Genomic DNA, 26,917 nt, shown 5'->3' on the forward strand with positions numbered 1-26,917 from the left:
CGCCCGGTTGCGGGTGATGTCGCGCCCCTGATGAACCCGGCCGTTGGGCAAGTCAAGACGGCGGGGCTGCGTGGGGTGGGTGTCAACCCACCGCCTGCCCTCAGCCCAGTTCCGCCAGCCGGGCAAGCGCCGCGCGCAGCTTGGCGGCCTCGTCCTGCTTGGCCGCGGCCAGGTCGCGGGTTTCCTCGACCACGTCTTCGGGTGCGCTGTCGATGAATTTGGGGTTGTTCAGCCGCCCCGTCAGCCCGGCCAGTTCCTTTTCGAGCTTGGCCAGGCTTTTTTCCAGCCGGGTCTTTTCGGCGGCGACATCGACGATGCCTGCCAGCGGCAGGGCGAAACTGCCGCCCTCGACCGCGATGGTCACGCAGCCCTTGGGCAGGTCATTGACTTCGCTCAGGCTTTCGACGCGGGCCAGCTTGCGGATCAGGGCCTCGTTGCGGTCCCAGGCTTTGCGGGCGGCGGGGTCGATCTGGGTGGCGAGCATCGGGATCTGGGCGCCTGCGGGCACGCCCATCTGGGCGCGGGCCGAGCGGATTTCTTCAATGAGATCAATGACCCAATTCATCTCGCGGTCGGCGTCCGGGTCGATCAGCTCGGCGCCATAGGTCGGCCAGTCGGCATGGACCAGCATTTTTTTTCGGGTGGCGGTGGTGGTCCAGAGGTCTTCGGTGATGAAGGGCATGATCGGGTGCAGCAGGATCAGGCACTGGTCCAGGACCCAGGCCATGGTGGCGCGGGTTTCCCTTTGTTCTTCGGGACTTCCGTCCAGAAGCAAAGGTTTGGAGAACTCGACATACCAGTCGCAGACCTTGCCCCAGACGAAGCCGTAAAGCGCGTTGGCCGCGTCGTTGAAACGGTAGTTTTCCAGTGCGTCGTCAACGGCTTGGCGGACTTTTGCGGTTTCGCCGATGATCCAGCGGTTCACTGTCTGACTTGCATCGGGTTTGCGTCGGACTTCCATCGGACTTTCGTCGGAAAACACGCCGTTCATTTCCGCGAAGCGGGCGGCGTTCCAGAGCTTGGTTCCGAAATTGCGATAGCCCGCGATGCGGCTGGTCGAGAGCTTCAGGTCGCGCCCCATCGCGGCCATGGCGGTTAGGGTGAAGCGCACCGCGTCGGCGCCGAATTCGTCGATCAGGTCCAGCGGGTCGAGGACGTTGCCCAAGGATTTCGACATCTTCTTGCCCTTCTCGTCGCGGACGAGGGCGTGGACATAGACGGTGTGGAAGGGGACCCGGTCCACCACGGCCAGTTGCATCATCATCATCCGGGCGACCCAGAAGAAGATGATGTCGAAGCCGGTGATCAGGACATCGGTGGGGAAGTATTTTTGCAGTTCCGGCGTGTCCTCGGGCCAGCCCAGCGTGCCGATGGGCCAAAGGCCGGAGGAGAACCAGGTGTCGAGAACGTCGGGGTCGCGATAGAGAGCTATTGGTGTCCGGTGTACTGCGCCGGAGGGAAGCAGGTTTCTCCCATTCCTCTTGACAGCTTCTGGCTGGGAGTCACAAAGCTCAACGCTCTCGCCGTAGTATTCCTCGGCAATGCGCCTGATTTCTTCTTCGTTTGCTCCACAAAACTCCTTGTCCGTATCCGTTCGTCCAAAGACAACAGAGAAGCTGCGGCCACCACCTTTCGTTTTCTTCGGCCCATACCAAACCGGGATCTGGTGCCCCCACCAGAGCTGGCGGCTGATGCACCAGGGCTCGATGTTTTCCAGCCAGTGGAAATAGACCTTTTCGTGCTGCTCGGGCAGAATCCGGGTGCGGCCCTCGCGGACGGCGGCGAGCGCCGGTTCCACGATCTTGGCGGTGTCCACGAACCACTGGTCGGTCAGGTAGGGCTCGATGGCGACCTTCGAGCGGTCGCCATGGGGGACCATGTGGCGGTCGGGGTCGATGCCGTCGAGCCAGCCATCGTCACTGGCCTCGTTGATGATCGCCTCGCGCGCGGCGTAGCGGTCGGCGCCGTCCAGACGCTCGATGGCCTTGGCGACGAGGTCGGGGTCGCAGCCCTCGGCGAAATCGCGGTTGTCCTTGAGGAACATCGCCGCGCGGGTGGTCATCACGTTGATGGCGCGCAGCCCCGCGCGTTGGCCCACTTCCCAGTCGTTGAAGTCATGCGCAGGCGTGATCTTGACCGCGCCCGTGCCCTTGGCCGGGTCGGCATATTCGTCGGCCACGATGGGGATGGACCGGCCGCACAGCGGCAGGCGGACGGTCTTGCCGATCAGGTGCTTGTAGCGCGCATCCTCGGGATGGACGGCCACGCCGGTGTCGCCCAGCATCGTCTCGGGGCGGGTCGTGGCGACGACCAGATAGGGGCAGGGTTCGGTCGCGGTGACGTTGCCCTCGTCATCCCATTCGGTGGGGCGGTCCCAGGTCGCGCCATCCTCCAGCGGGTAGCGCAGGCGCCACATCGCGCCATCGACCTCGACCTGTTCGACCTCGAGATCGGAAATCGCGGTCTCGAAATGCGGATCCCAGTTCACCAGCCGCTTGCCGCGGTAGATGTAGCCCTTGTCGTAGAGATCGACGAAGACCTTGATGACGGCATCGTGGAAATTGCCCTCCTCGCCCTCCGGTGCCCCGGGCGCACCCGACATGGTGAAGGCGTTGCGCGACCAGTCGCAGGAGGCCCCCAGCCGTTTGAGCTGGTTGATGATGGTGCCGCCGGATTGCTGCTTCCATTCCCAGACGGTTTTCAGGAACTCCTCACGCCCCATTTCGCGGCGGCCGGGCTTGCCCGCCTTGGCCAGTTCGCGTTCCACGACCATCTGGGTCGCGATGCCCGCATGGTCCTGCCCCGGCTGCCAGAGCGTGTCGAAGCCGCGCATCCGGTGCCAGCGCACGAGGATGTCCTGCAGCGTGTTGTTGAAGGCGTGGCCCATATGCAGGCTGCCGGTGACGTTGGGCGGCGGGATCATGATGCAGAAGGTTTCGGGGCGGGACGCGTTCGCCCCGGCCGTGAAGCACCCGGCCTTTTCCCAGGCGTCATACAGGCGGGCCTCGGCCTCGGCGGCGTTGAAGGTCTTTTCCATCGGCATGGGGCGCGGTCCTCGGCATCGGATGGGCATTGGCGCGTGACTTAGCGAATGCCCGGGCCAAGGCCAAGCCCCGGCGGGGCTGGACAGGGGCGGCATGGCCGCTATCGTCCGGCCCGACAGCAGGGGGACACGGGATGGACAGCAAATTCGGCCAGAGCCAGCCGGGCGGGCGGATCGAGGATCGCCGCTTCCTGACCGGGCAGGGGCGCTATGTGGACGATATCGCGCCTGCCGATGCGCTGCATGCGCTGTTCCTGCGCAGCCCCGTCGCGCATGGCCGGATCGCGGCGCTGGACGTGGCGGCGGCGCGGGCGGCGGAGGGGGTGCATCTGGTGCTGACGGCCGGGGACCTGCGGGCGGCGGGCGTGACGCTGGAGATGGAGGCCGCCCTCGTGCGCAACCGCGATGGCAGTTCGGGGGCGGCGACGGCGCGGCCGCTGCTGGCGCGGGACCGGGTGCGGTTCGTGGGCGAGGCGGTGGCGGTGGTGGTGGCCGACAGGCCGGATCAGGCGCGCGATGCGCTTGAGGCGATCGGGCTGGAGATCGAGGAATTGCCGCCGCATCTGGCGCTGGCCCCGGGCGGGGACGCGATCCATCCGGCCGCGCCGGGCAACCTGGCCTATGACTGGGCGATGGGGGATGCGGCGGCGGTCGAGGCGGCGTTTGCCGCGGCCGCGCATGTGGTCAAGCTGGAGGTGGCGGATCACCGGGTGATCGTGAACGCGATGGAGCCGCGCGGCTGCTGGGCCGAATGGCAGGGCGGGCGGCTGCATCTGTGCGTGAACGGGCAGGGCGTGTGGGACCAGAAGGCGCGGCTGGCGCGGATGCTGAACCTGCCCGGGGACGCGGTGCGGGTGACCAACCCCGATGTGGGCGGCGGCTTCGGGATGAAGGCGATGAGCTATCCCGAATATTACGTCATCGCCCAGGCCGCGCGGATGCTGGGGCGCCCGGTGCGCTGGATGTCGGAGCGCACCGAGGCGATGCTGAGCGACAATGCCGGGCGCGATCTGGTCTCGACTGTGGAACTGGCCTTCGATGCGGGGCACCGGATCATCGGCTACCGGGTTGGCAATGTCTCGAATCTGGGGGCCTACAATTCCGAGAACGCCCAGCCGATTCAGTCCAGGCTGTTCGCCAAGGTGCTGACCGGGGCCTATGACATTCCCGCCGCATATCTCGGGGTGCAGGGGGTCTTTACCAACACCACCCCGGTTGACGCCTATCGCGGTGCGGGCCGGCCCGAGGCGATCTATGCCCTCGAACGCGCGATGGACCATGCCGCCCGCGTGCTGGGCGTGGATCCGTGGGAGTTGCGGCGGCGGAACTTCATCGGGCGGGATGCCTTTCCCTATCGCACGCCGACGGGCGAGACCTATGACGTGGGCGATTTCGGCCGGGTTCTGGATCGGGTGCATGGCGTTGCCGATGTGGCGGGGTTCGCGGGGCGCAAGGCCGAGAGTGCGGCGCGCGGGCGGCTGCGCGGGCTGGGGCTGTGCTATTACATCGAAGCGATCCTGGGCGATCCGTCCGAGGCGGCGGAGGTCGAGTTCTGCGAGGATGGCGGCGTGAACCTTTATGTCGGCACGCAGTCGAACGGGCAGGGGCACGAGACGGTCTATGCCCGCTTCCTGTCCGAACGCAGCGGCATCCCGGTGGAAGATATCCGCGTGATCCAGGGCGACAGCGACCGGATCGCGACGGGGGGCGGCACGGGCGGGTCGCGGTCGGTGACGACGCAGGGCAGCGCGACGCTGGCCACGGTTCAGGCGATGCTGGCCGCGTTCACCCCGTTTCTGGCCGAGCGGATGGGGGTCGATCCGGCCGATCTGGCCTTTGATGGCGAGACATTCCGCGCGCCGGGCTCGAACCTGACGCCGACGCTGTGCGAGGCAGCCCTGATGGCGCGGGCCGCGGGGCGGGCGGATCTGCTGCGCCACCGCGCCGAATACCGGCTGCCGGGGCGGTCCTATCCCAATGGCGCGCATGTCGCCGAGGTCGAGATCGACCCCGAGACCGGCAGGACCGAACTGGTGAAATACACCGTCACCGACGATTTCGGCACGCTGATCGCCCCGCAACTGGTCGAGGGGCAGGTGCATGGCGGCATCGCGCAGGGGCTGGGGCAGGTGCTGTGCGAACGCGCGGTGCATGACGAGACCGGCCAGTTGCTGAGCGCGAGCTTCATGGATTACGCCATGCCGCGCGCCGACGATCTGCCCTTTGTCACCTTCACCACCGAATCCGTGCCCTCGACCGCGAACCCGCTGGGCATGAAGGGCTGCGGCGAGGCGGGCACGGTGGGGGCGCTGGCGGCCATCGCGAACGCGGTCGCGGATGCGCTGTGGGAGCGCGGCGTGCGGCAGGCCGACATGCCGTTCACGCCGCACCGGGTCTGGCAGATGCTGCGCGCGGCGGGCTGAACCCGGACCCTGCCCCTTGGCACCGCCTGCCCCCGCGTGTATGGCGGCGCAAGCCCAAGGAGAGACCGATGCAAGGCAGCGCCAATCTCAACATCATGATCAAGGCCGCGCGCAAGGCGGGGCGCAGCCTCGTCAAGGATTTCCGCGAGGTCGAGAACCTTCAGGTCTCGATGAAGGGGGCGGGGGATTTCGTCAGCCGCGCCGACATGGCGGCCGAGAAGATCCTGAAGGAGGAATTGCGCGGCGCGCGGCCGAATTACGGCTGGCTGGGCGAGGAAACCGGCGAGGAAGCGGGCGAGGATCCCACGCGGCGCTGGATCGTCGATCCGCTGGACGGGACCACGAATTTCCTGCACGGGCTGCCGCATTGGGCGATTTCCATCGCGCTGGAACACAAGGGCGAGATCGTCGCGGGCGTGATCTTTGACGCGGCCAAGGACGAGATGTTCGTCGCCGAGAAGGGCGCGGGGGCCTGGATGAACGAACGCCGTCTGCGCGTGTCGGGGCGCGCGCGCATGATCGAGGCGATCTTTGCCACGGGCGTTCCGTTCGCTGCCAAGAAGACCCTGCCCGCCACCTTGCAGGACCTGGCCCGGCTGATGCCGCATTGCGCGGGCGTGCGGCGCTGGGGCTCGGCGGCGCTGGACCTCGCCTATGTCGCGGCCGGGCGCTATGACGGCTATTGGGAACGCGAGCTGAACGCCTGGGACCTGGCCGCGGGGCTGATCCTGGTGCGCGAGGCGGGCGGCATGGTCGGCCCGCTGCGCGAGGGCCATGACCCGCTGGTGCATGGCGATGTGATGGTCGCCAATACCGCGCTCTACGAGCCCTTCGCGAAACTGATAAGAAACACTTAACGGCCCGCGGCCCGCCATCGTTCTGCCCCTATCTCTGGCGAGACTCACCGAAGGGACTCAGCGAGGGACGCGCAAGATGGGCATGGGGACGATTTCGGCGGCCGGAACCGGATTTGGGGCGCGGTGCGCGGCCTTCCTGTCGGACGAGGACGGTGCCGTGACGGTCGACTGGGTGGTGCTGACCGCCGCCCTTGTCGGCCTTTGCATCGGCGTGTTCACCTCGGTCAATACCGGACTTTACAGGATGGGCGAAACCGTGGGCGAGGGTCTGAGCGGGGCCAAGGTGACGCGGCTGGACACGGTGCTGAAATGACGCCTAGCGCCGCCGCCTGACGGGCGGAATCGTGGTCGGACGATAGCGTGCCTCGGGGTGCGGCGGGTGGCCATGGGTGCGCGCCCAGAAGCCCGGCCCGCCGCGCCGCAGCCAGAGCGGCAGGGTCAGGGCCAGCCCCGCGACGAAGCCGCCCGCATGTGCCCAATAGGCGACCCCGCCCGCGTCGCTGGGCGTCGAGACCCCCGCGAAGAGCTGCAAGCCGAACCACAGCCCCAGCATCAGCCAGGCGGGCACCGGCAGGATGCGGATGATGATGATCAGGAAGATCAGGATATCGACCCGCGCCCTGGGAAACAGCAGCAGATACCCCCCCATCACCGCCGCGATGGCGCCCGAGGCGCCGACCATCGGCACGGTGGAATAGGGCGCCGTCACATATTGCGCCAGCCCCGCGGCCAGCCCCCCGGCAAGGTAGAAGGCCAGAAAGCCCAGATGGCCGAACTCCTCTTCCAGGTTGTCGCCGAAGATCCACAAAAACAGCATGTTGCCGCCCAGATGCAGCAGCCCGCCATGCAGGAACATCGAGGTGAACAGCCCGTGCAGGTGCATCCCTTCGCTGATCGCGGCGGGGATCAGCGCCCAGTCCATGAAGAACCGGTCCAGCGCCACGGGGTTGGCGAAGAGGCCCCAGTAGGACAGGAACACGATCACATTGGCCGCGATCAGGGCATAGACGACAAAGGGCGTCCTGGTCGACGGGTTGTGATCGCGCAGTGGGAACATGGGGCCGAGGCTAGCCGCTGGCAGCCGCCGGTCAAGCGGAACCGACCTGCGCCAGCAGCGCGGCATTCCCGCCCGAGGCAGTGGTGTCGATGCACAGATGCCGTTCATGGCGGGCATGGGCGGTATCGGGCAGGCCGGTAATCAGCGGGATCAGCGGGCCGCCCCGCCGCGCCAGCGCCTGCGCATAGGTGCGCCCGGTGGCGGTGTCGCCCCACCAGAGCACGCCCGAGAACCCGGTGAGATGCTCCAGCAGATCGGGGGGCAGGGCCGCCGTTACGGGCACGGCGGACCCGCCCAGCGCGAGCACCGCTGCGGCCTGCGCCTCGGCCGCCGCCCGGCCGGGGCCGAGGCAGAGCAGGGGCGGTCGGGGATGGGTGGACAGGCGGTTCGATTCGCCGGTGGGGCCGGGCAGGGCAGAGGTCTCGCTGTCCTTTGCGGGGGGGGCTTCGGCCAGCGCGCGGGACAGGGTGTCGGCGGTCGCGCGGCCCTCGGGGGTGGTTGCCAGCGCGGGGGCGGGGCGGGCGGTGAAGCGGGGCAGGTAGGTCGGCCCGCCCGCCTTGGGGCCGGTGCCCGAGAGCCCCTCGCCGCCGAAGGGCTGGCTGCCCACCACGGCGCCGATCTGGTTGCGGTTGACATAGAGGTTGCCGACCGCCAGCCGCTCGGCTGCGTGCTGCACGCGGTCGTCGATGCGCGAATGCAGCCCGAAGGTCAGGCCGTAGCCGTTGGCGTTGACCGCGTCGATCACGGCATCCAGCTCCTCGGCGCGGAAGGTGGCGACATGCAGGACGGGGCCGAAGATCTCGCGGTCGAGGGCGGCGATGCCGGGCACGCGGATCAGCGTGGGCGACAGGAAATGGCCGGTTCCGGGCGCCGGGGCCTGCCACAGCACGCGGGTTTCGGCCCGGGCCCGGGCGATATGGGCGGAGAAGTCGCGAAGGGCGGCGGCCTCGATCAGCGGGCCGATATCGGTGTCGAGGTGCCAGGGATCCCCCAGTCGCAGCTCGGCCATGGCGCCGGTCAGCATGGTCAGGAAAGCGTCGGCGATGTCCTGCTGCACATAAAGGCAGCGCAGCGCCGAACAGCGCTGGCCCGCCGACTGGAAGGCCGAGGCGATCACGTCGCGCACCGCCTGTTCCGGCAGCGCGGTCGAATCCACCACCATCGCGTTCAGCCCGCCGGTTTCCGCGATCAGCGGCGTGCCCGGCGCCATGTGGTCGGCCATGGCGCGGGCGATGATCCGGGCGGTTTCGGTCGCGCCGGTAAAGGCCACGCCTTTGACGCGGGGATCGGCGGTCAGCCGCGCGCCCACCGTCGCGCCGTCGCCGGGCACCAGTTGCAGCGCGTCGCGCGGCACGCCCGCCGCGTGCAGCAGGCGGACCGCGCAATGGGCGATCAGCGGGGTCTGTTCGGCGGGTTTGGCCAGCACTGCATTGCCCGTGGCGAGCGCCGCTGAAATCTGGCCGGTGAAGATCGCGAGCGGGAAGTTCCAGGGCGAGATGCAGGCAAAGACGCCGCGGGGCGGCGCGTCCAGCGTTTCGGCCCGGGCGGCGTAATAGCGCAGGAAATCCACCGCCTCGCGCAGTTCGCCGACCGCGTCGGGCAGGCATTTGCCCGCCTCGCGCGCGAGAAGGGCGAAGAACGCGCCGAAATGATCCTCGTAGAGATTGGCGGCGCGGCGCAGGATCGCGGCGCGTTCGGCGGGCGGCGCGTTCCACGGCCGGGCGGCGGCCAGCGCGGCTTCGACATCCGCCGCCGAGGCCGGGCGGACATGGCCCACGATATCGGCCGGATCGGCCGGGTTCAGGACAGGCGCGGCCGCGTCGGGCGCGGTTGACCCGGCGATCAGGGGGGCGGCCTCGAACCGGGTGGCGCGGTGGGGCGCGCGCGCGGCCTCGATCATCGCCAGATCGGGGGCATGGGCCAGATCCCAGCCGCGGGAGTTGCGGCGTTCGGGGCCGAACAGCGCAGGCGCGCGGGCAATCGCGGGATGTTCGGGGGCGTCCAGATGCGCCTCGATTTCGGCCAGCGGGTCGGCGGCGACGGCTTCGGGGGGCACGGTCTCGTCCACGATCCGGTTGACGAAGGAACTGTTCGCGCCGTTCTCCAGCAGGCGCCGCACGAGATAGGCCAGCAGGTCGCGATGTGCGCCGACGGGGGCATAGATGCGGCAGCGGGCGCCGTCCTGCCGGGCCATCACCAGATCGTGCAGCGTCTCGCCCATGCCATGCAGGCGCTGGAATTCGAACGCCTCGCGGTCCGCGCCCATGTCGAGGATCGCGGCGACGGTGTGGGCGTTATGCGTGGCGAATTGCGGATAGATCCGGTCGGTCATGCCCAGCAACCTGCGGGCATTGGCGAGGTAGCTCACATCGGTCGCGGCCTTGCGGGTGAAGACCGGGAAGCCGTCCACGCCCATCACCTGTGCGCGCTTGATCTCTGTATCCCAATAGGCGCCCTTGACCAGCCGCACCATCAGGCGGCGGTCAAGGCGACAGGCCAGCGCATGGAGCCAGTCCAGCACCAGCCCCGCGCGCGGGCCGTAAGCCTGCACCACCACGCCGAACCCGTCCCATCCGGCAAGGCGCGGATCGGCCAGCACGGCGGCGATCACGTCGAGCGAGAGGGCCAGCCGGTCGGCCTCCTCGGCATCGACATTCAGGCCGATCCCGGCCTCGCGCGCCATCAGCGCCAGATGCAGCAGGCGCGGGGCAAGCTCGGCCATTACCCGGTCGCGCTGGGCGACTTCGTAGCGGGGGTGCAGCGCCGAGAGCTTGACCGAGATGCCGGGATTGGCGCGGATATCGGCGGATGTGGCGGCCGTGGCGATCCGGGCGATGGCCTGCGCATATGCGTCCAGATAGCGGGTGGCGTCGGCCTCGGTGCGGGCGGCCTCGCCCAGCATGTCGTAGGAATAGGTGTAGCCCCGCGCCTCCATCCCGGCGGCGCGGTCCATGGCGGCCCCGATGGTTTCGCCCAGGACGAACTGGCGGCCCATCTCGCGCATGACGCGCGCGACGGCGGCGCGGATCACCGGCTCGCCCAGCCGCCGGACCGCGCCTTTCAGCGTGGCGGCAAGGCCGGGCTGGGGGTCGTCCAGCACCCGGCCGGTCAGCATCAAGGCCCAGGTCGAGGCATTGACCAGCGGCGAGGCGGATTTGCCAAGGTGGCGGCCCCAGTCCGACGGCGCGATCTTGTCCTCGATCAGGGCGTCCATGGTTTCGGCGTCGGGGACGCGCAGCAGCGCCTCGGCGAGGCACATGAGCGCCACGCCCTCTTCGGTCGAAAGGCCGTATTCGGCCAGGAACACCTCCATCAATCCGGGGCGGTCCTGGGCGCGGATGTCGCGGACCAGATCGGCGGCGGCGGTGCAGATGCGGGCGCGGGCGGCGATATCCAGCCCGGTTTCGGCCAGCAGGCGTTTCAGGGCCGGGCCTTCGGGCGCGTAGGTGGCGGCCTCGATCCGGGTGCGGAGGGCGGCGATCTGGTCGGTCATGGCGTTTTCCCTGTTGATGGGACAGTATAGCGTGGTCGGGATGGTCCGTTCGGCCGGGTTTGGACATTTCGACAGGTGATCCGTCTGAAAATGGGGGCAAGATGATGCCGGATGATCCCGTGCCGCTGGACCGCCACGACCGCGCGATTCTGGACATTCTGGCCGGGGAGGGACGCATCCCGGTGGCCGAACTTGCCCGCCGGATCGGGCTGTCCAAGACGCCGACGTTGGCGCGGATGCGGCGGTTGGAGGAGGCGGGGATCATCACCGGCTACCGGGCGATGCTGAATCCGATCCGGCTGGGGCTGGCGCATGTCGCCTTTGTCGAGGTGCGGCTGTCGGACACGCGCGAGGCGGCGCTGCGGGCGTTCAACGCCGCGGTACGGGCGATCCCGGAAATCGAGGAATGCCACATGATCGCGGGCGGGTTCGACTACCTGCTGAAGGTGCGCACCGCCGACATGGCGCGCTATCGCGAGGTGATGGCCGTGCGGCTGTCGGGCCTGCCCCATGTGGCCAATACCTCGACCCATGTGGCGATGGAGGCGGTGAAGGATGCGGGGCTTGCCCGGCCGGGCTGAGGGTTTGCGCGGGGGCGCCCGGCGCGTGCTAGAGTTCTGCACAGGACAACCACCGGGGAGAGAGACATGCGATTCGTCCTGAGCCTGCTGACCTGCGTCGCGCTGCCCGTGGCGGCGCTGGCCGAGGAGATGCGCGCCATCACCGGCAGCCTGATCTATCGCGAGCGGATCGCGCTGCCGCCCGAGGCCGAGATGCTGCTGGAACTGCGCGACGGGGCGGGCGCGGTCGTGGTCAGCGAGGGCCAGCCGACCGGGGGCGCGCAGGTGCCGCTGCAATTCGCGGTCGAGGCGCCGGGGGTCGGGGCGTTCAGCCTGCGCGCGGCGCTTCGGCTGGAGGGCGAGATCCGCTGGCTGAGCGATGCGGTCGCGATCGAGGCGGGCGAGGGGCCGGTGGAGGCGGGCGAGGTGCTGCTGAAGGGGTTCCGCCCGATGGGCTTTGCCACGACGATGAGCTGCGGCGAGCTGGTGGCGGAGCTGGGCTTTGTCGGCGAAGGGGCGCGGCTGCGGATCGGGGGACAGTATTTCGATCTGGTGCAGGAGGTGACGGCGTCCGGGGCGAAATTCGTGGCCGAGGGCGATCCGGAAACCTGGATCTGGACCAGGGGCGATGCCGCCACGCTGCGCCTGCACGGGGCGGAGTTCCCAGAATGCCGGGCGGCGCTGCCGGGCGACAGCTATCGCGCGCGGGGCAATGAACCGGGCTGGACGCTGGAGATCGCAGGCGGGCAGATGCGCTATGCGGGCGACTATGGCGCGACCGAGATCGCCGCGCCGCTGCCCGAGCCCGGGATCGTGGAGGGCGCGCGCCGCTATGCCGCCGAAGGGGCGGATCTGGTGCTGGTGCTGGAACAGGCACTGTGCCGCGACACGATGACCGGCATGCCCTATCCCGCGACGGCCTTGGTTAAAACCGGCGGTCAAAGCCTGTCGGGCTGCGGTGGCGATCCGCTGGACGTGCTGGCCGCCCATCCCTGGCGGGTCGAGGATATCGGGGGCGGTGGCATCGTCGAGTCCTCGAATGTCAGCATTGCCTTTGGCCGTGACGGGCGCGTGTCGGGCAGCGGCGGCTGCAACCGCTTCATGGGCGGGGCGGACCTGACCGGCGAGGGGCTGCGCATCGGGCCGGTCGCGGCGACGATGATGGCCTGTCCCGAGGCGCTGATGGATCAGGAGCGGCGCTTCTTCGAGGTGCTGGACCGGGTTGACCGCTTCGATGTGACGGAGGACGGGGCGCTGGTGCTGATCGGCGGGGACGCGGTTCTGGCGACTGCGCGCCGCTGAGGCTTTCCCTTGGCGCGGCGGGCGGCTATGGTCCGCGCCAGCGACTTGCGGACGTGGCGAAATCGGTAGACGCAGCAGACTTTGATTGGAGTGCCCGCGCGGAAACGCGCGGTGCAGAACCGCTCAAATTCGGGGAACGCTAACGGGCCAAGGCCCCAAGCCAATCCCGAGCCAAGCCCCCACGGGGGAAGGTGTAGAGACTGGACGGGCGGCGCCTAAAGCCCAGGCTGGCCATGGCGAAGGGACAGTCCAGACCACGAACGCCTGATGGCGGCGGCGAAAGTCGAAGTGGTACGAAAATCTGCTTCTCGCACGAGAGTACGGGTTCGAGTCCCGTCGTCCGCACCACCCCCCAAGGGGGGGGTCAGGCCCGCGCCGCCATCGCCGCGGCGAAGCGTTCGAACAGGTAATAGCTGTCCTGCGGGCCGGGGCTGGCCTCGGGGTGATACTGCACGCTGAACACGGGCCGGTCGGCCATGCGGATCCCGCAATTCGAGCCGTCGAAGAGCGAGACATGGGTTTCGACCACGCCTGCGGGCAGGGTCTGGCTGTCCACGGTGAAGCCGTGATTCATCGAGGTGATCTCGACCTTGCCGGTTTCCAGATCCTTGACCGGATGGTTCGCGCCGTGATGGCCGTGGTTCATCTTGATCGTCTTCGCGCCCAGCGCCAGCGCCAGCATCTGGTGGCCAAGGCAGATGCCGAAGAGCGGAATGTCGCGTTTCAGCACCTTGCGGATCATCGGCACGGCATAATCGCCGGTCGCCGCCGGATCGCCCGGCCCGTTCGACAGGAACACGCCATCGGGGTTCAGCGCCAGAACGTCCTCGGCGGTGGCGGTGGCGGGCAGGACGGTCACGTCACAGCCCGCCGAGGCGAGGCAGCGCAGGATGTTGCGTTTCGCGCCATAATCCAGCGCGACGACCCGATGTCCCGGCCCCTCGCGCCGCTGATGGCCCTGGGGCCAGGCCCAGCGCATCTCGTCCCAGCGATAGCTTTGCGCGCAGGTCACGTCGCGGGCCAGATCGAGGCCGACAAGGCCCGACCAGGCGCGCGCCCGGGCCACCATCTTCTCGATGTCGAAGCGGCCTTCGGGGTCATGGGCCAGCGCCACATGCGGCGCACCCTGCTGGCGGATCGCGCGGGTCAGGCGCCGGGTGTCGATGCCGCCGATGCCGATGCGGCCACGCCGGGCCAGCCAGTCCTTCAACGCGCCGGCCGCGCGCCAGTTCGAGGGTTCGGTCGGATCCCATTTGACGACCATGCCCGCGGCGACCGGCTCGGCGGTCTCGTCATCCTCGGGATTGACGCCGACATTGCCGACATGGGGGAAGGTGAAGGTCACCACCTGCCCGGCATAGGAGGGGTCGGTCATGATCTCCTGGTAGCCGGTCATGGCGGTGTTGAAGCACAGTTCCGCCACCGTCTCGCCGGTCGCGCCGAAGCCTTGCCCGTAGAACACGGTGCCGTCGGCGAGCGTCAGGCAGGCGGTCGGGCGGGTTTGGGGGGCGGCGAACATCGGGCTCTCCTTGGGCAGAATCCGGCGGACACTAGGCCCCGGGGGGCAAAGAATCAAGGGTTGCGGCAAAATGTGAAGTTTCGTGATTTCAATGGGTTGACCCTTTTGGCCGGGCTTGCCTCGCCCGGAGGGGGACACTATGTTGTCGCCCCTGACGCGCAACCGAGCCAGGGGATGCCCGATGGACCTGAGAACCCGCATCTCGACCGCGCTGACGGCCGCGATGAAGTCCCGCGAAGCGGAGCGGCTGGGCACGCTGCGGCTGATCAATGCCGCGATCAAGGACAAGGATATCGCGCTGCGCGGCGAGGGTGTCGAGGAAGGCGTGGGCGAGGCCGAGGTTCTGGCGATCCTCGGCCGCATGATCAAGCAGCGCCAGGAAAGCGCGCGCGCCTATGACGAGGGCGGGCGGCTCGATCTGGCGGAGGCCGAGCGCGCCGAGATCGCCGTGATCGAGGAATTCCTGCCGCGCCAGCTGAGCGAGGCCGAGGTGGCGCAGGCGGTCGATGACGCGATTGCGCGGACCGGCGCCGCCTCGATCCGCGACATGGGTCGGGTGATGGGCGTGCTCAAGGCCGATTATGCGGGGCGCATGGATTTCGGCGCGGTCGGCCCCAGGGTGCGCGAGCGCCTTGCCTGACGGCGGGGCAGGGGGGCGGGCTTGCATCCGCGCGGCGCGGCGCCATGTCCTCGCAGGAGATTGTTAGGAAAGACGGGCTAGAAGGTCGGGGGCGGGTTTCGCCCATGCACGCGCGGCGCTATGCTGATGGCCGGAACCGAGACAGGACGAAAACGATGTTGATGAAACTCCTCAAGAGCGTGCGACCCGAGGACTGGCCCGCGGTCATCCTGCGCGGCGCGGCGCTGGTGCTGATCGTGAGCCACCTGATCGCGTTCTTCTTCATCTACTCGCATTTCATCTTCATCCTCACCGCATTGGTGATGGGCCTGCTGCTCGCGCGCGAGATGTACGAGGACCTGGCCCAGCGGTTCTTCCGGCTCAAGGCGCAGGCCTATGAGAAGGACCTGATGGAGCGGCAGGACCAGACCGAGCCGCCCGGGCGCGACTCGCTGCTGATCGAGGGGCGGCCCTCGATGAAGGACATCACCGACCGGGTCACGCGCAACTGACCCGCGCGGTCGGCGGTGCAGGGCCGAACGCCCGGTCGAAATTCCGCGCCAGCGCCACGTCCAGATCGGCCATCGTCACGGGCAGGCCCAGATCGACAAGGCTGGTGACGCCGTGTTCGCGGATGCCGCAGGGCACGATTCCGTCATAATGCGTGAGGTCGGGTTCGACATTGATCGAGAGCCCGTGAAAGCTGATCCAGCGGCGCAGGCGCACCCCGATGGCGGCGATCTTGTCCTCGCGTGGGGCGCCGGTGGGGCCCGGGGGCAGGTCGGGGCGGGCCACCCAGACGCCGACGCGGCCCGCCCGCCGCTCGCCCGCGACGTTGAACTCGGCCAGCGTGGCGATCACCCATTCCTCCAGTTGCCAGACGAATCGGCGCACGTCGCGCCCGCGCGCGCCCACATCCAGCATCACATAGACCACCCGCTGGCCCGGCCCGTGATAGGTGTATTGCCCGCCGCGCGGCGTGGGAAACACCGGAAACCGGCCCGGATCCGTCAGGTCGGAAGGGTTTGCCGAGGTGCCCGCGGTGTAAAGCGGGGGATGTTCGACCAGCCAGATCGCCTCGCGGGCCCGGCCTGCCGCGATCGCCTCGGCGCGGGCCTCCATCGCGGCGCAGATCCCGGGATAGGACGAAAAACCCTCGAAAACGGTCCATTCCGGCCGCATGGTCGTCCTTTCCTGCCTTGACAGCTTTCACCGGTCGCCGCGACACTTTGCTGATCCGGGTGTAGCCGGGCGCGCGTGTGTGACAGCGCCGAAAGTGCTTTTCGGGAGAGATGGCATGATGAGGAAGAAATTTGCAATGGCCTGCCTTGCGGCCAGCGTCGCAGCCACACCGGCCACACAGGTCGCGGCGGGCGGAAGCGATATCGCGGGCGGAATCATCGGCGGGATCATCGGTGGCGTGATCGTCAACGAGGCGAACAAGAACCGCCAGCGCCCGCAACAGCAGGTGCGCCGGACCGCGCCCAATCCGGGCGTCTCGGCGGCAACGCGCGCGCAGAACCGCGAGGTGCAGACCTCGCTGAACTATTTCGGCTTCCCCGCGGGCACGCCGGACGGCGTGCTGGGGCGCAATTCGCGCAACGCGATCTCGCAATACCAGGCGTTCATGGGCTACGCGCCCACCGGCACCCTCAACCTCTATGAGCGCGATTTCCTCGTGACCTCCTATCACCGGGCGATTTCGGGCGGGGCAGTGACCTCGCAGATGGTGGCGGCGAGCCCGCTGGGGACGCGGGGCCTGCTGAAGACCTATCAGCAGCAGCTTGCCGGTGGCGGCATGATCGTCCCCGGGGCGCCGGTGCAGCCCGGCACCACCGTCGTCATCAACCCGCAACCGGCCTTGCCGCAGCAACCCGCAGTCACCGCCGCTGCCGTGGGCGCCGCCGCGGGGGCCGCCGCGGGGGCCGTGGCCGCGACACCGGCCTTGCCGAATTTCCTCAGCCAGGGCAATGGCCAGTCGCTGGCGTCGCATTGCAACAAGGTCAGCCTGGTGACCAACAGCAATGGCGGCTTCACCACGGCGGCCAGCATGACCGATGCGGGTTTCGTGCTGGAGGAACAGTTCTGCCTTGCACGGACCTATGCCATCGCCGAGGGCGAGGAACTGGCGGCCCGAATTCCCGGGGTCACGCCCGACCAGATCGCCGAGCAATGCGCGGGGTTCGGTCCGGCGCTGAAGGATCAGGTCGCGGCGCTGTCGTTCAAGCCGAAGGAGCAGGTGCTTGAGGATGTGCGCGGCTTCGTGATGGGCTCGGGCATGCCGCCCGCCCAGCTTGCGGGCACCGCGCGGGTCTGCCTGTCGGTCGGCTACCGGACCGATAACATGGATGTGGCGATCGGTTCGGGGCTGCTGCTGGCCGCGCTGGGCGAGGATGTCTATGCCGAACTGATGGGCCATCACCTTGCGCAGGGATTCGGCGCCGCACGGCGGGTCGATCTGGCGCTGGACTGGTACGACACCGCGCTGGGCGCGGCGGATCGCGGCGTGGTTCCGGTCTTTGCCCCGGCCCAGCCCGAACGCGCCGACCTGATCCGCAAGGCGGCCTACCGGCTGGGCGGGCGCGACGGTGGCGCGTCGCTGTCCACGGGGGAAACGCGGCCGCAACCCGCGGCGCTGCCGACCTTCGCGATCGACAACTGACGGCCCGTGCGGGGGCGGCGGCGATTGCCGCCCCCGCCTTGGCTGCACCCCGGAAAACGGGTGCAAAATCCCCCTTCACATCGGCTGGCCAAGCCGCTAAGAAGCGCCGCACTACCTGATCACGTGCGGTCGTGGCGGAATTGGTAGACGCGCAGCGTTGAGGTCGCTGTGGGGTAACTCCCGTGGAAGTTCGAGTCTTCTCGACCGCACCAGTCTCTCTCCCTTCTCAGGACGGACGCCGCCCGGCCCCGCGCATCGGGGCGGCTTGATCGTGGTTCGTGGCGTGTCCTGCGCCCGGTCTGCCTGCGCCCTGTGCAACCGGCCGCGCGGCTGCCGAAAGTCCGGGCATCGGGCGGGCCGGGGCCGGGCTTGCCTTGCGGTTCCGCTGGCAAGTGCCGTCGCCCTCATTCAGGTCTTGGGCCGACGGTCCGGCGGGTCGGCGCAGGCCGGAAATCGGTCGCAACCGCCGCCGGAAATGTCGCGTTCCCGCGCGCATCCGGCGGGGCTTGCGCGGATTGAATGTTGAAAAGAAGGGGAAAACCGGGTCTTTCGTCTGTTTCCAAGTTCGGCGTTGCACTTGGGCGGGCACATGATACCGTTTCGCCAATCGGACGGACGATCCGGCAGAACGCGCCCACCAAGGGCGCGCGGCACAACAGGGGGTTACGGTTGACCGCTGCAACGGACAACGGGTTCGTGGTCTTTGACCGCGTCCAGAAAAGCTATGACGGCGAGACGCTCGTCGTCAAAGATCTCAACCTGTCGATCGGCAAGGGCGAGTTCCTGACGATGCTTGGGCCGTCGGGTTCGGGCAAGACCACCTGCCTGATGATGCTGGCGGGCTTCGAGACGGCCACGCATGGCGAGATCCTGCTCGACGGCAAGCCGATCAACAACATCCCGCCGCACAAGCGCGGGATCGGCATGGTGTTCCAGAACTACGCGCTGTTCCCGCACATGACGGTGGCCGAGAACCTGGCCTTCCCGCTGGAGGTGCGCAAGTTCGGCAAGTCCGAGCGCGAGGAGAAGGTCCAGCGCGCCCTTGAAATGGTGCAGATGGGGGCGTTCGGCGGACGCCGCCCCGCGCAGCTTTCGGGCGGCCAGCAGCAGCGCATCGCGCTGGCGCGCGCGCTGGTCTTCGAGCCGGACCTGGTGCTGATGGACGAACCGCTGGGCGCGCTGGACAAGCAGTTGCGCGAGCACATGCAGTTCGAGATCACGCGGCTGGCGCATAATCTGGGGATCACCACGGTCTATGTCACCCATGACCAGACCGAGGCGCTGACCATGTCCGACCGGGTGGCGGTGTTCAACGATGGCCGCATCCAGCAACTGGATGCGCCGGACGTGCTGTATGAACAGCCCGTCAACAGCTTTGTCGCGCAGTTCATCGGCGAGAACAACACGCTGATGGGCACCGTCAAGGAGATCGAGAACGGCGTCGCGCTGGTCGAACTGGACGATGGCGAGGTGATCGACGCCAAGCCCGTGAATGTCAGGAAGCCGGGCGACCGGACGCTGGTCTCGATCCGGCCCGAACGGGTCGAGATCAACAAGGACCGGCTGTCGCCCAATGCCCATCTGATCCATGCCGAGGTGCTGGAATTCATCTATATGGGCGACATCTACCGCACCCGGTTGCGGGTGGCTGGCAACGAGGATTTCGTCATCAAGACCCGCAACGCCCCCGATCAGCGCCGCATGAAGCCGGGCGAGCATATCGAGATCGGCTGGCTGCCCGAGGATTGCCGCGCGCTGGACGCGCCCGCGTGACCGCTTCGGGTCCGCCGCGCCCGGGGCAGCGGATCCCTTGACCAGAACCCGGGAAACACAACTGGGAGACGACCATGACGATCAGAGGACTTCTTTCCGCAACCGCGCTGGTGGCGCTGCCCGTCGCGGCGATGGCGCAGGATCTGCCGCCCTGCGAGAACTGCGCCGACAGCATGACCGTTGTGTCCTGGGGCGGGGCCTATCAGACCAGCCAGATCAAGGCCTATGCCGAGCCCTATGCCGCGATGACCGGCACCACCTTCACCTGGGACGAAAGCTCGAACGAGGCGGTGGCCAAGCTGCGCGCCATGAACGAGGCGGGCAACATCACCTGGGATCTGGTCGATGTCGAAGGCCCCGACAGCCAGCGGCTGTGCGACGAGGGTCTGGCGATGGAGGTCGATATCGACGAGGTCCTCGCCGCGGGCGACGACGGCTCGACGCCGCGCGAGGATTTCGGCGATTCGGCATTCAACGACTGCTACATCCCGCAAATCGTGTTCTCGACCACCTTCGGCTACCGCACCAATGTCGAGGAATGGGGCGGTCGCACGCCCGACAACCTGTGCGCGCTGTTCGACCTGGAGAACTTCCCCGGCAAGCGCAGCCTGGAACGGCGGCCGAAGAAGAACATCGAATGGGCGCTGCTGTGCGACGGTGTCGAGAAGGACGACCTTTACGACGTTCTCAGCACGCCGGAGGGCATCGAGCAGGCGCTGGCCAAGCTCGACACCATCAAGTCGGAGGTGATCTGGTGGTCGGCCGGTGCCGAGACGCCGCAGCGCCTTGCCGATGGCGAGGTGGTCATGGGCTCGACCTATAACGGGCGGCTGTTCAGCGTGATCGTGGAGCAGAACCAGCCCGTGGACATGCTGTGGGACTGGCAGGTGTTCGATTTCGACGGCTGGATCATCCCCGAGGGCCTGCCCGAGGACCGGCTGAACCGGGTGCTGCATTTCCTGCATTTCGCGACCGACACCCAGCGGCTGGCCGATCAGGCCAAGTTCATCAGCTACGGCCCGGCGCGGGCCTCGTCGCAGCCGCTGGTCTCGACCCATGCCGATCTGGGTGTCGAGATGGCGCCGCACATGCCCACCAATCCCGAGAACCAGAAGAACTATCTGGTGAACAACATCGAATGGTGGGCCGACAACCAGGACGATGTCGAGGCCCGCTTCCAGGCGTGGCTGGCCCAGTAAGGGCGTGTTCGACCGCATGACCGGGCAGGGGGCCGCCAACCGGCCCCCCACCATCTGACAAGGGGAATGGGGATGACCGAGGCCACCCGGACCGGCCAGATGCTGGCCGCCGACGGAACGCCGCTCAAGCGCAGCCTGCAACGCGCGCTGAGGGCGCAGAAATTGCGGGCGCTGATGCTGATCGCGCCGCTTCTGCTGTTCATCATGGTCACCTTCGTCGCGCCGATCGCGGACATGCTGTTCCGCTCGGTCGAGAACCAGATCGTGTCCGACACCCTGCCGCGCAGCGCGCAGGCGATCCGCGACTGGGACCACAATTCGGGCGAGCCGCCCTCCGAGGACGTGCTGGCCGCCTTTACCATCGACATGATCGCCGCGGTGGAGCGCAAGCAGCATACCCGGCTTGGCACGCGGCTTAACTATGAACAGAACGGGCTGTCCTCGCTGTTCCGCAAGACCGGCCGGGGCGTGGGCGATATCGGCGAGACCTATCGCGATCAGTTCGCCGCGCTCGATCCGGCCTGGACCGATCCGGGGACCTGGATCGCCCTGTTCGCCGATCCGTCCTGGCAGGCCGATCACGATGCCTGGGAGGCCGCCCGGACGGCGGCGCGCAGCGCCGGGCGTTCCTTTGCCGAGCCGGTTCCGCCCTTTCGCCTGAAGGACGGCATGGCCGGGGTGCTGCCCGAAACGGCGGACGCCTATCTGGATTTCGCCCGGGCCGTGCAGGGGGGCCGCAACGGCGATCCGGCCGCCCGCGCGCCCTGGCCGCCGGTCTATCTGGCGCTCTACCGCGACCTGACCGCCGTGGGCGTGGGGCGCATCGCCACGCTGGACGAGGCGGCGCAGGCGCTGCTGGACCCGGCCCATTACGCCGTGCGCGGGTTCGAGCGCGCCGACCTGGCCGCGCTCTATGCCGGGATCGACCGCGCCTGGTCCCAGCCCGACGTCTGGGCCACGATCCAGACCTTTTCGGCGCGCTACACGCCGGGCTATTTCCTGACCGCGGTGGACCTGAAACAGACGCCCGACGGCATCACCAGCCAGCCCGCCGACCAGAAGATCTACATCATGCTGTTCGAGCGCACGCTGGTGATGAGCCTTACCATCATGGGCGCCTGCGTGCTGCTGGGCTATCCGATCGCCTTCCTGCTGGCGAACCTGCCGATGCGCAGCTCGAACCTGCTGCTGATCCTGGTGCTGTTGCCGTTCTGGACCTCGCTGCTGGTGCGGACCTCGGCCTGGAAGGTGCTGTTGCAGCAGCAGGGCGTCATCAACGACATCCTGGTGTGGATCGGGATCGTCGACAATGCGGGGCGGCTGATCCTCATCAACAACCAGACCGGCACCATCATCGCGATGACGCATATCCTGCTGCCCTTCATGATCCTGCCGCTCTATTCGGTGATGAAGACGATCCCGCCCTCTTATGTCCGCGCGGCGAAATCGCTGGGCGCGACCAACTGGACGGCGTTCTGGCGGGTCTATTTCCCGCAATCGGTGCCCGGCATCGGGGCGGGCTGCATCCTCGTCTTCATCCTGGCCATCGGCTACTACATCACGCCGGAACTGGTGGGCGGCACCTCGGGCACCTTCATCTCGAACCGGATCGCCTATCACATCTCCAGCTCGCTGAACTGGGGGCTGGCGGCGGCGCTGGGCACGATCCTTCTGGGCGTCGTGCTGGCGCTTTACTGGACCTATGACCGGCTTGTCGGCATCGACAAGGTGAACCTGGGGTAAGCGCATGTCACAGATGGACCTTCCCCCCTATGCCACGCCCGGGCAACGGCTCTGGCACTACACGTTCAAGGTGATCTGCGGGTTGATCTTCTTCTTCCTGATCGCGCCGATCCTGGTCATCATCCCGCTCAGCTTCAACGCGCTGGATTTCTTCACCTTCACGCCCGGCATGCTGGCCTTCGACCCCGAGGCCTATTCGCTCAAGCATTACCGCGACTTCTTCAACAGCCCCGACTGGCAGCAGGCGCTGGCGAACTCGATCCGCATCGCGCCCTCGGCCACGATCCTGTCGGTGGTGCTGGGCACGCTGGCGGCGGTGGGGCTCAGCCAGGACCATGTCCCGTTCCGGCGCACGATCATGGCGATCCTGATTTCGCCTATGATCGTGCCGCTGATCATCTCGGCGGCGGGGATGTATTTCTTCTATGCGAGGATCGGGTTGCAGGGCACCTATCTGGGCGTGGTGCTGGCCCATGCCGCGCTGGGCATCCCGTTCGTCATCATCACCGTGACGGCGACGCTGGTTGGCTTTGACCGCTCGCTGACGCGGGCCTCGGCCAGCCTGGGCGCGGGGCTCTTGCGCACCTTCTTCAAGGTGCAGATGCCGCTGATCCTGCCGGGCGTGATCTCGGGCGGGCTGTTCGCCTTCATCACCTCCTTCGACGAGGTGGTGGTGGTGCTGTTCGTGGGCTCGGCCAATCAGAAGACGCTGCCCTGGCAGATGTTCATCGGGCTGCGCGAACAGATCAGCCCGACGATCCTGGCGGTGGCGACCGTGCTTGTGGCGGTCTCGATCCTGCTGCTGACCGTGGTGGAATTGCTGCGCCGCCGTTCGGAGCGGTTGCGGGGGCTTTCGCCGGGCTGATCGCCGCCTTGCGCCACATCAATGCAGACCCTGCGCGGGCGTGGCAGACTGGCGCGTGGCCAACCAGCGGAGAATGAAGATGAAACCCGTTCGCACGCTCGTCCTGATCGCCAATGAGAAAGAGGCGCGCCTGCTGGTCAATGAGGGGCCGGGCAAGGGGCTGGAGGAACTGTCCGCCTTCGACAAGGCGACCGAGATCCGCTATTCCGAACGGCCCGGCCGCAGCCAGGCTGCGCCGGGGGCGGCGCGCCACGGATTCGAGCCCTCCACCCCCGAGCGCGAGCAGAACCGCGAGTCCTTTGCCCGCGACGTGCTGGAAATTGCGGCAGCGGAATGGGCCAAGGGCGGCTATGACCGCTTCGCGATGAGCGCGCCGCCCGCGATGCTGGGCGCGCTGCGCGGACATATCGCCGCGGAACTGGCGCAAGCCCTTGTTGTGGACCTCAACAAGGACCTGGTGGGGGTTGCGGCGGCCGACCTGCCGCGCCATTTCGGGGACGTGATCCTGTTCTGAGCCGGGGCATCGGCGCCTCGGCGCAACGCCCGGAGGCTCCGATGTCCGATTCCAACCCGAACTGGCAACCCGCGCCCGACCCGGTCCCGCGACCCGGTCCTGTATCCGGCGCCGCATCCGGAACCGCGTCCAATGGCGCTGCTTCCGATCCCGGCCCGCGCCCCGGTGATGCATCCGCTGGCCCGTCCGGCAGCGCCGCCGCCGGCCCCTCGGGCGGCGGAACGGGCAGCGGCCCTGGCGCCGACGATCCGCTGGAACCCCGCGCGGTCTGGATTCGCGGCGCCTGGATGCTGGTGCTTCTGGTGCTGTTCTCGGTCGCCCAGACCCTGCTGGTGGCCACCACGGTGCTGCAATTCGGCTGGATGCTCTTCACCAAGCGGAAGAACCCCCAGATCACCGATTTTGGCGTGAAGCTTGGCAACTGGATGGCGATCACCGCGCGCTATCTCGCCGTGGCGAGCGAGGAGAAACCCTTCCCCTGGACGGCCTGGAAATAACGTCTTCCCGCTTCTTCTGGCCGGAAATATCCCCGCCGGAGGCTGCCGGGCGCCCGCCCTCGATGGGCGGGCGCCCGGCCCCCCCTTCAGGCTTCCATCGCTTCCAGCTCGTCGATCATTCCCTCGATCATCGCGAGCCCCTTGTCCCAGAAGGCCGGATCCGCTGCATCCAGCCCGAAGGGCGCCAGCAGCGCCCTGTGGTGCTTCGACCCGCCCGCCTTCAGCATGTCGAAATACCTGTCCTGGAAACCCGCGCCGCTTTCCTCGTAGACCGCGTAAAGCGCGTTCACCAACCCGTCGCCAAAGGCATAGGCATAGACATAGAAGGGCGAGTGGACGAAATGCGGGATATAGGCCCAGAAGGTCTCGTAGCCCGGCATGAACTCGAAGACCGGGCCGAGGCTCTCGCCCTGCACGCTCATCCAGATTTCGTTGATGTCCTCGGGCGTCAACTCGCCCTGGCGGCGGGCGTCATGCAGCTTGCACTCGAAATCGTAGAACGCGATCTGGCGCACGACCGTGTTGATCATGTCCTCGACCTTGCCCGCCAGCAGCGTCTTGCGCTGCGCCGGGGTCTCGGCCGCCGCCAGCAGCTTGCGGAAGGTCAGCATCTCGCCGAACACGCTGGCCGTCTCGGCCAGGGTCAGCGGCGTCGAGGACAGCAATTCCCCCTGCTCCGCGGCCAGCACCTGATGCACGCCATGGCCCAGTTCATGCGCCAGCGTCATCACGTCCCGCGGCTTGCCCAGATAGTTCAGCATCACATAGGGGTGGACATCCGTCACCGTCGGATGCGCGAAGGCCCCCGGCGCCTTGCCCGGCTTCACGCCCGCGTCGATCCAGCCCCTGTCGAAGAACGGCGCGGCAAGCTCGGCCATCTTCGGCGAGAAATCGGCATAGGCGCCCATCACGGTTGCCTTCGCGGTTTCCCAATCCACCGTTTTCGGCTCCTCGATCGGCAGGGGCGCGTTGCGGTCCCAGACCTGCAGTTTCTCAAGCCCCAGCCATTTCGCCTTCAGCGCGTAATAGCGATGCGACAGGCGCGGATAGGCCGAGACAACGGCATTGCGCAGCGCCTCGACCACCTCGGGTTCGACATCGTTCGACAGGTGCCGTCCGGTCTGCGGCGTCGGCATCTTGCGCCAGCGATCCTCGACCTCCTTTTCCTTGGCCAGCGTGTTGTGGACGCGGGCAAAGAGCTTGACGTTCTGCTCGAACACCTCGGCCAGCGCATGCGCCGCCGCCTCGCGTTTCGCGCGGTCGGGATCGGTCATGAAGTTCAGCGTGCCCTCGATCCCGAAGGTCTCGCCGTCCACCTCGAATTCCAGGGCGGCGATGGTCTCGTCGAACAGCTTGTTCCAGGCCGAGGCGCCGACCACCGACTGGTCGTGCAGGAACCGCTCCAGCTCGTCGGACAATTGATGGGGCCGCATCGCCCGCAGCCGGTCGAAGACGGCCTTGTAGCGGGCGAACCCGGCATCCGCCGCGAACAGCGCCTCCAGCACGCCGTCCTCGATGCGGTTGATCTCCAGCGAGAAGAACACCAGCGGCGTGGTGTAGCCGGTGATCCTGTCCTGGCAATCCGACAGGAACTTGGCGCGCGCCGCATCCACCGTGTTCTGGTAATAGCGCAGCCCCGCATAGGACATGATCCGCCCCGAGACGCGGTTGATCGCCTCGTAGCGCGCGATGCAGTCCAGCCAGCCGCCCGCATCCAGCCCCGCCAGCCTGCCCTCGTAATCGGCGGCGAAGCGGGCGCATTCGCCTTCCAGCCAATTCATGTCGCGGGCGATCTCGGGCGCGTCGGGGGCGGCGTAAAGATCGGCCAGATCCCATTCGGGCAGCGCGCCAAGCCCCCCCGGACCCGTGGCATTGGCGTCGAAGACGGGGGCGGGCGGGGTCATGCGCATCTGGGAACCTCTTTCATGTCGCGTTGACCCAAGACATAGGGCGCGGGGGCGGGGGGTATCAAGCGCGGGCAGGGCGGATCGGCCTTGCATCCGGTCGGTTTGGCTGGGAATCTGCCCAGGGACAGGACAGGGGAACCGCCATGCAGACCATTCTCGTCACCGGTGCGGGCAGCGGCATCGGCCGCGCCACCGCCCGGGCCTTTCTGGATGCGGGCTGGCGCGTCGCGCTGGCGGGCCGCCGAGAGGCGCCGCTGGTCGAGACCGCGCAGGGCAATGCCGATGCGCTGGTCCTGCCGATGGACGTGACCGATGCCGCGGCGGTCGAGGCGGGCTTTGCCCGGATCGCGTCCGACTGGGGGCGGCTCGACGTGCTGTTCAACAATGCGGGCATCGGCCTGCCCTCGGCGCCCATCGACGAGATCGCGGTCGATGACTGGCGGCGTCTGTCGGCGATCAATATCGACGGGATGTTCCTGTGCGCCCGCGCGGCCTTCGGCCTGATGCGGCGGCAGGAACCGCAGGGCGGGCGGATCATCAACAATGGCTCGATCTCGGCGCATGTGCCGCGCTGGGGCTCGGCGCCCTATACGGTGTCGAAACATGCCGTCACCGGGCTGACCCGCGCGCTCAGCCTGGACGGGCGGCGGTTCAGCATCGCCTGCGGGCAGATCGACATCGGCAATGCGCTGACCGAGATGGTCCAGCAGATGACGCAGGGCGTGCCCCAGGCCAATGGCGAGATCGCGGTCGAGCCGGTGATGGATGTGGCCCATGTCGCGGCCTCGGTGCTGCATATGGCCGAACTGCCCCTGTCGGCGAATGTCCAGTTCATGACGGTGATGGCCACCGCCATGCCCTTCATCGGCCGGGGCTGAGCGCCC

Annotated in this window: 20 protein-coding genes, 1 tRNA gene and 1 pseudogene; 16 read left to right on the forward strand and 6 right to left on the reverse strand. The window is 67.9% G+C overall.

Translation table 11 applies throughout. The features are described from left to right. Positions 1-100: 100 nt before the first annotated feature. Positions 101-3,043 carry a valine--tRNA ligase gene (locus NHN26_RS13115; protein ID WP_253089854.1) on the reverse strand — a complete coding sequence of 981 codons (2,943 nt, stop codon included), beginning with the start codon at positions 3,041-3,043 and terminating at the stop codon, positions 101-103. Positions 3,044-3,177: 134 nt separating this feature from the next. Here NHN26_RS13115 and NHN26_RS13120 point away from each other — a divergent pair, with 134 nt between their 5' ends. The 3 genes from NHN26_RS13120 to NHN26_RS13130 all read left to right on the forward strand — a co-directional run bounded on the left by NHN26_RS13120 (position 3,178) and on the right by NHN26_RS13130 (position 6,636). Beyond that, positions 3,178-5,466, forward strand: a complete 2,289-nt coding sequence (locus NHN26_RS13120; protein WP_253089855.1) for a xanthine dehydrogenase family protein molybdopterin-binding subunit — start codon at positions 3,178-3,180, stop codon at positions 5,464-5,466. 68 nt (positions 5,467-5,534) lie between these two features. Beyond that, positions 5,535-6,323, forward strand: coding sequence for an inositol monophosphatase family protein (locus NHN26_RS13125; RefSeq protein ID WP_253089856.1), 789 nt, complete (start codon positions 5,535-5,537; stop codon positions 6,321-6,323). Between the two features lie 76 nt (positions 6,324-6,399). Continuing rightward, complete coding sequence (locus NHN26_RS13130) at positions 6,400-6,636, forward strand: hypothetical protein (RefSeq protein WP_435594209.1); 237 nt, start codon at positions 6,400-6,402, stop codon at positions 6,634-6,636. Between the two features lie 3 nt (positions 6,637-6,639). Here the strand turns inward: NHN26_RS13130 and NHN26_RS13135 are convergent, their stop codons facing one another. Together NHN26_RS13135 and putA are read right to left on the reverse strand one after the other, a co-directional pair. Continuing rightward, the gene (locus tag NHN26_RS13135; protein WP_253089857.1) at positions 6,640-7,380 is read right to left on the reverse strand and encodes a rhomboid family intramembrane serine protease; all 741 of its coding nucleotides are present in this window, start codon (positions 7,378-7,380) and stop codon (positions 6,640-6,642) included. A gap of 31 nt (positions 7,381-7,411) precedes the next feature. Next, positions 7,412-10,873, reverse strand: a complete 3,462-nt coding sequence (gene putA, locus NHN26_RS13140) for a bifunctional proline dehydrogenase/L-glutamate gamma-semialdehyde dehydrogenase PutA (protein WP_253089858.1) — start codon at positions 10,871-10,873, stop codon at positions 7,412-7,414. 104 nt (positions 10,874-10,977) lie between these two features. On the opposite strand from putA, the gene NHN26_RS13145 reads away from it, so the two are divergent. Together NHN26_RS13145 and NHN26_RS13150 are read left to right on the forward strand one after the other, a co-directional pair. After that, positions 10,978-11,454: an Lrp/AsnC family transcriptional regulator gene (locus NHN26_RS13145; protein WP_253089859.1), complete on the forward strand. Its 477-nt coding sequence runs from the start codon at positions 10,978-10,980 to the stop codon at positions 11,452-11,454. 66 nt (positions 11,455-11,520) lie between these two features. Further along, positions 11,521-12,735, forward strand: a complete 1,215-nt coding sequence (locus NHN26_RS13150; RefSeq protein ID WP_253089860.1) for an META domain-containing protein — start codon at positions 11,521-11,523, stop codon at positions 12,733-12,735. A 364-nt stretch (positions 12,736-13,099) separates the two neighbouring features. Here NHN26_RS13150 and carA read toward each other — a convergent pair whose 3' ends face one another. Then, the gene (gene carA / locus NHN26_RS13155; RefSeq protein WP_253089861.1) at positions 13,100-14,254 is read right to left on the reverse strand and encodes a glutamine-hydrolyzing carbamoyl-phosphate synthase small subunit; all 1,155 of its coding nucleotides are present in this window, start codon (positions 14,252-14,254) and stop codon (positions 13,100-13,102) included. A 181-nt stretch (positions 14,255-14,435) separates the two neighbouring features. Here carA and NHN26_RS13160 point away from each other — a divergent pair, with 181 nt between their 5' ends. Both NHN26_RS13160 and NHN26_RS13165 read left to right on the forward strand, forming a co-directional pair. Then, the gene (locus tag NHN26_RS13160) at positions 14,436-14,894 is read left to right on the forward strand and encodes a GatB/YqeY domain-containing protein (protein WP_253089862.1); all 459 of its coding nucleotides are present in this window, start codon (positions 14,436-14,438) and stop codon (positions 14,892-14,894) included. 161 nt (positions 14,895-15,055) lie between these two features. After that, positions 15,056-15,385, forward strand: coding sequence for a hypothetical protein (locus NHN26_RS13165; RefSeq protein WP_253089863.1), 330 nt, complete (start codon positions 15,056-15,058; stop codon positions 15,383-15,385). On the opposite strand, the gene lipB is transcribed toward NHN26_RS13165, so the two are convergent. Continuing rightward, positions 15,372-16,055, reverse strand: coding sequence for a lipoyl(octanoyl) transferase LipB (lipB, locus tag NHN26_RS13170; protein WP_253089864.1), 684 nt, complete (start codon positions 16,053-16,055; stop codon positions 15,372-15,374). The two genes, NHN26_RS13165 and lipB, sit on opposite strands and share 14 nt — an antisense overlap. Positions 16,056-16,173: 118 nt before the next feature. On the opposite strand from lipB, the gene NHN26_RS13175 reads away from it, so the two are divergent. From NHN26_RS13175 to NHN26_RS17530, 8 genes and pseudogenes are all read left to right on the forward strand, one after another. Then, entirely contained in the window at positions 16,174-17,535 is a 1,362-nt protein-coding gene (locus NHN26_RS13175) for a peptidoglycan-binding domain-containing protein (RefSeq protein ID WP_253089865.1), read from the forward strand. A gap of 125 nt (positions 17,536-17,660) precedes the next feature. Then, positions 17,661-17,747 (forward strand) — tRNA-Leu (locus tag NHN26_RS13180). A 457-nt stretch (positions 17,748-18,204) separates the two neighbouring features. Then, entirely contained in the window at positions 18,205-19,308 is a 1,104-nt protein-coding gene (locus NHN26_RS13185) for an ABC transporter ATP-binding protein (RefSeq protein WP_253089866.1), read from the forward strand. 74 nt (positions 19,309-19,382) lie between these two features. Beyond that, positions 19,383-20,507 (forward strand): extracellular solute-binding protein, encoded by a 1,125-nt coding sequence (locus NHN26_RS13190; protein ID WP_253089867.1) that lies wholly within the window; start codon positions 19,383-19,385, stop codon positions 20,505-20,507. Positions 20,508-20,579: 72 nt separating this feature from the next. Next, positions 20,580-22,250, forward strand: a complete 1,671-nt coding sequence (locus NHN26_RS13195; RefSeq protein WP_253089868.1) for an ABC transporter permease — start codon at positions 20,580-20,582, stop codon at positions 22,248-22,250. Positions 22,251-22,260: 10 nt separating this feature from the next. Continuing rightward, positions 22,261-23,115, forward strand: a pseudogene (locus NHN26_RS13200) (ABC transporter permease); the annotation flags it as partial. A gap of 79 nt (positions 23,116-23,194) precedes the next feature. Then, the gene (locus tag NHN26_RS13205; protein WP_253089870.1) at positions 23,195-23,629 is read left to right on the forward strand and encodes a baeRF12 domain-containing protein; all 435 of its coding nucleotides are present in this window, start codon (positions 23,195-23,197) and stop codon (positions 23,627-23,629) included. 41 nt (positions 23,630-23,670) lie between these two features. Next, on the forward strand, positions 23,671-24,126 hold the full coding sequence (locus tag NHN26_RS17530; protein WP_290442971.1) for a DUF4389 domain-containing protein: 456 nt from the start codon (positions 23,671-23,673) through the stop codon (positions 24,124-24,126). Between the two features lie 86 nt (positions 24,127-24,212). Here the strand turns inward: NHN26_RS17530 and NHN26_RS13215 are convergent, their stop codons facing one another. Then, positions 24,213-26,036: a M3 family oligoendopeptidase gene (locus NHN26_RS13215; protein ID WP_253089872.1), complete on the reverse strand. Its 1,824-nt coding sequence runs from the start codon at positions 26,034-26,036 to the stop codon at positions 24,213-24,215. Between the two features lie 140 nt (positions 26,037-26,176). Between NHN26_RS13215 and NHN26_RS13220 the strand changes: the two genes are divergently transcribed. Then, complete coding sequence (locus tag NHN26_RS13220; protein WP_253089873.1) at positions 26,177-26,911, forward strand: SDR family oxidoreductase; 735 nt, start codon at positions 26,177-26,179, stop codon at positions 26,909-26,911. Positions 26,912-26,917: the final 6 nt, after the last annotated feature.

The sequence above is a fragment of the Rhodovulum tesquicola genome (genome assembly GCF_024128855.1).
Taxonomy (GTDB): Bacteria; Pseudomonadota; Alphaproteobacteria; order Rhodobacterales; family Rhodobacteraceae; genus Rhodovulum; species Rhodovulum tesquicola.

Excerpts from the sequence above, each read along its gene's own strand:
- NHN26_RS13130 (WP_435594209.1), top strand. The coding sequence starts at position 6,400 with ATGGGCATGGGGACGATTTCGGCGGCCGGAACCGGATTTGGGGCGCGG.
- NHN26_RS17530 (WP_290442971.1), top strand. The coding sequence starts at position 23,671 with ATGTCCGATTCCAACCCGAACTGGCAACCCGCGCCCGACCCGGTCCCG.
- carA (WP_253089861.1), bottom strand. The coding sequence starts at position 14,254 with ATGTTCGCCGCCCCCCAAACCCGCCCGACCGCCTGCCTGACGCTCGCC.
- NHN26_RS13220 (WP_253089873.1), top strand. The coding sequence starts at position 26,177 with ATGCAGACCATTCTCGTCACCGGTGCGGGCAGCGGCATCGGCCGCGCC.
- NHN26_RS13190 (WP_253089867.1), top strand. The coding sequence starts at position 19,383 with ATGACGATCAGAGGACTTCTTTCCGCAACCGCGCTGGTGGCGCTGCCC.
- NHN26_RS13120 (WP_253089855.1), top strand. The coding sequence starts at position 3,178 with ATGGACAGCAAATTCGGCCAGAGCCAGCCGGGCGGGCGGATCGAGGAT.
- NHN26_RS13125 (WP_253089856.1), top strand. The coding sequence starts at position 5,535 with ATGCAAGGCAGCGCCAATCTCAACATCATGATCAAGGCCGCGCGCAAG.
- NHN26_RS13195 (WP_253089868.1), top strand. The coding sequence starts at position 20,580 with ATGACCGAGGCCACCCGGACCGGCCAGATGCTGGCCGCCGACGGAACG.
- NHN26_RS13215 (WP_253089872.1), bottom strand. The coding sequence starts at position 26,036 with ATGCGCATGACCCCGCCCGCCCCCGTCTTCGACGCCAATGCCACGGGT.
- NHN26_RS13160 (WP_253089862.1), top strand. The coding sequence starts at position 14,436 with ATGGACCTGAGAACCCGCATCTCGACCGCGCTGACGGCCGCGATGAAG.
- NHN26_RS13115 (WP_253089854.1), bottom strand. The coding sequence starts at position 3,043 with ATGCCGATGGAAAAGACCTTCAACGCCGCCGAGGCCGAGGCCCGCCTG.
- lipB (WP_253089864.1), bottom strand. The coding sequence starts at position 16,055 with ATGCGGCCGGAATGGACCGTTTTCGAGGGTTTTTCGTCCTATCCCGGG.
- NHN26_RS13135 (WP_253089857.1), bottom strand. The coding sequence starts at position 7,380 with ATGTTCCCACTGCGCGATCACAACCCGTCGACCAGGACGCCCTTTGTC.
- NHN26_RS13205 (WP_253089870.1), top strand. The coding sequence starts at position 23,195 with ATGAAACCCGTTCGCACGCTCGTCCTGATCGCCAATGAGAAAGAGGCG.
- NHN26_RS13150 (WP_253089860.1), top strand. The coding sequence starts at position 11,521 with ATGCGATTCGTCCTGAGCCTGCTGACCTGCGTCGCGCTGCCCGTGGCG.
- NHN26_RS13175 (WP_253089865.1), top strand. The coding sequence starts at position 16,174 with ATGAGGAAGAAATTTGCAATGGCCTGCCTTGCGGCCAGCGTCGCAGCC.
- NHN26_RS13165 (WP_253089863.1), top strand. The coding sequence starts at position 15,056 with ATGAAACTCCTCAAGAGCGTGCGACCCGAGGACTGGCCCGCGGTCATC.
- NHN26_RS13145 (WP_253089859.1), top strand. The coding sequence starts at position 10,978 with ATGCCGGATGATCCCGTGCCGCTGGACCGCCACGACCGCGCGATTCTG.
- putA (WP_253089858.1), bottom strand. The coding sequence starts at position 10,873 with ATGACCGACCAGATCGCCGCCCTCCGCACCCGGATCGAGGCCGCCACC.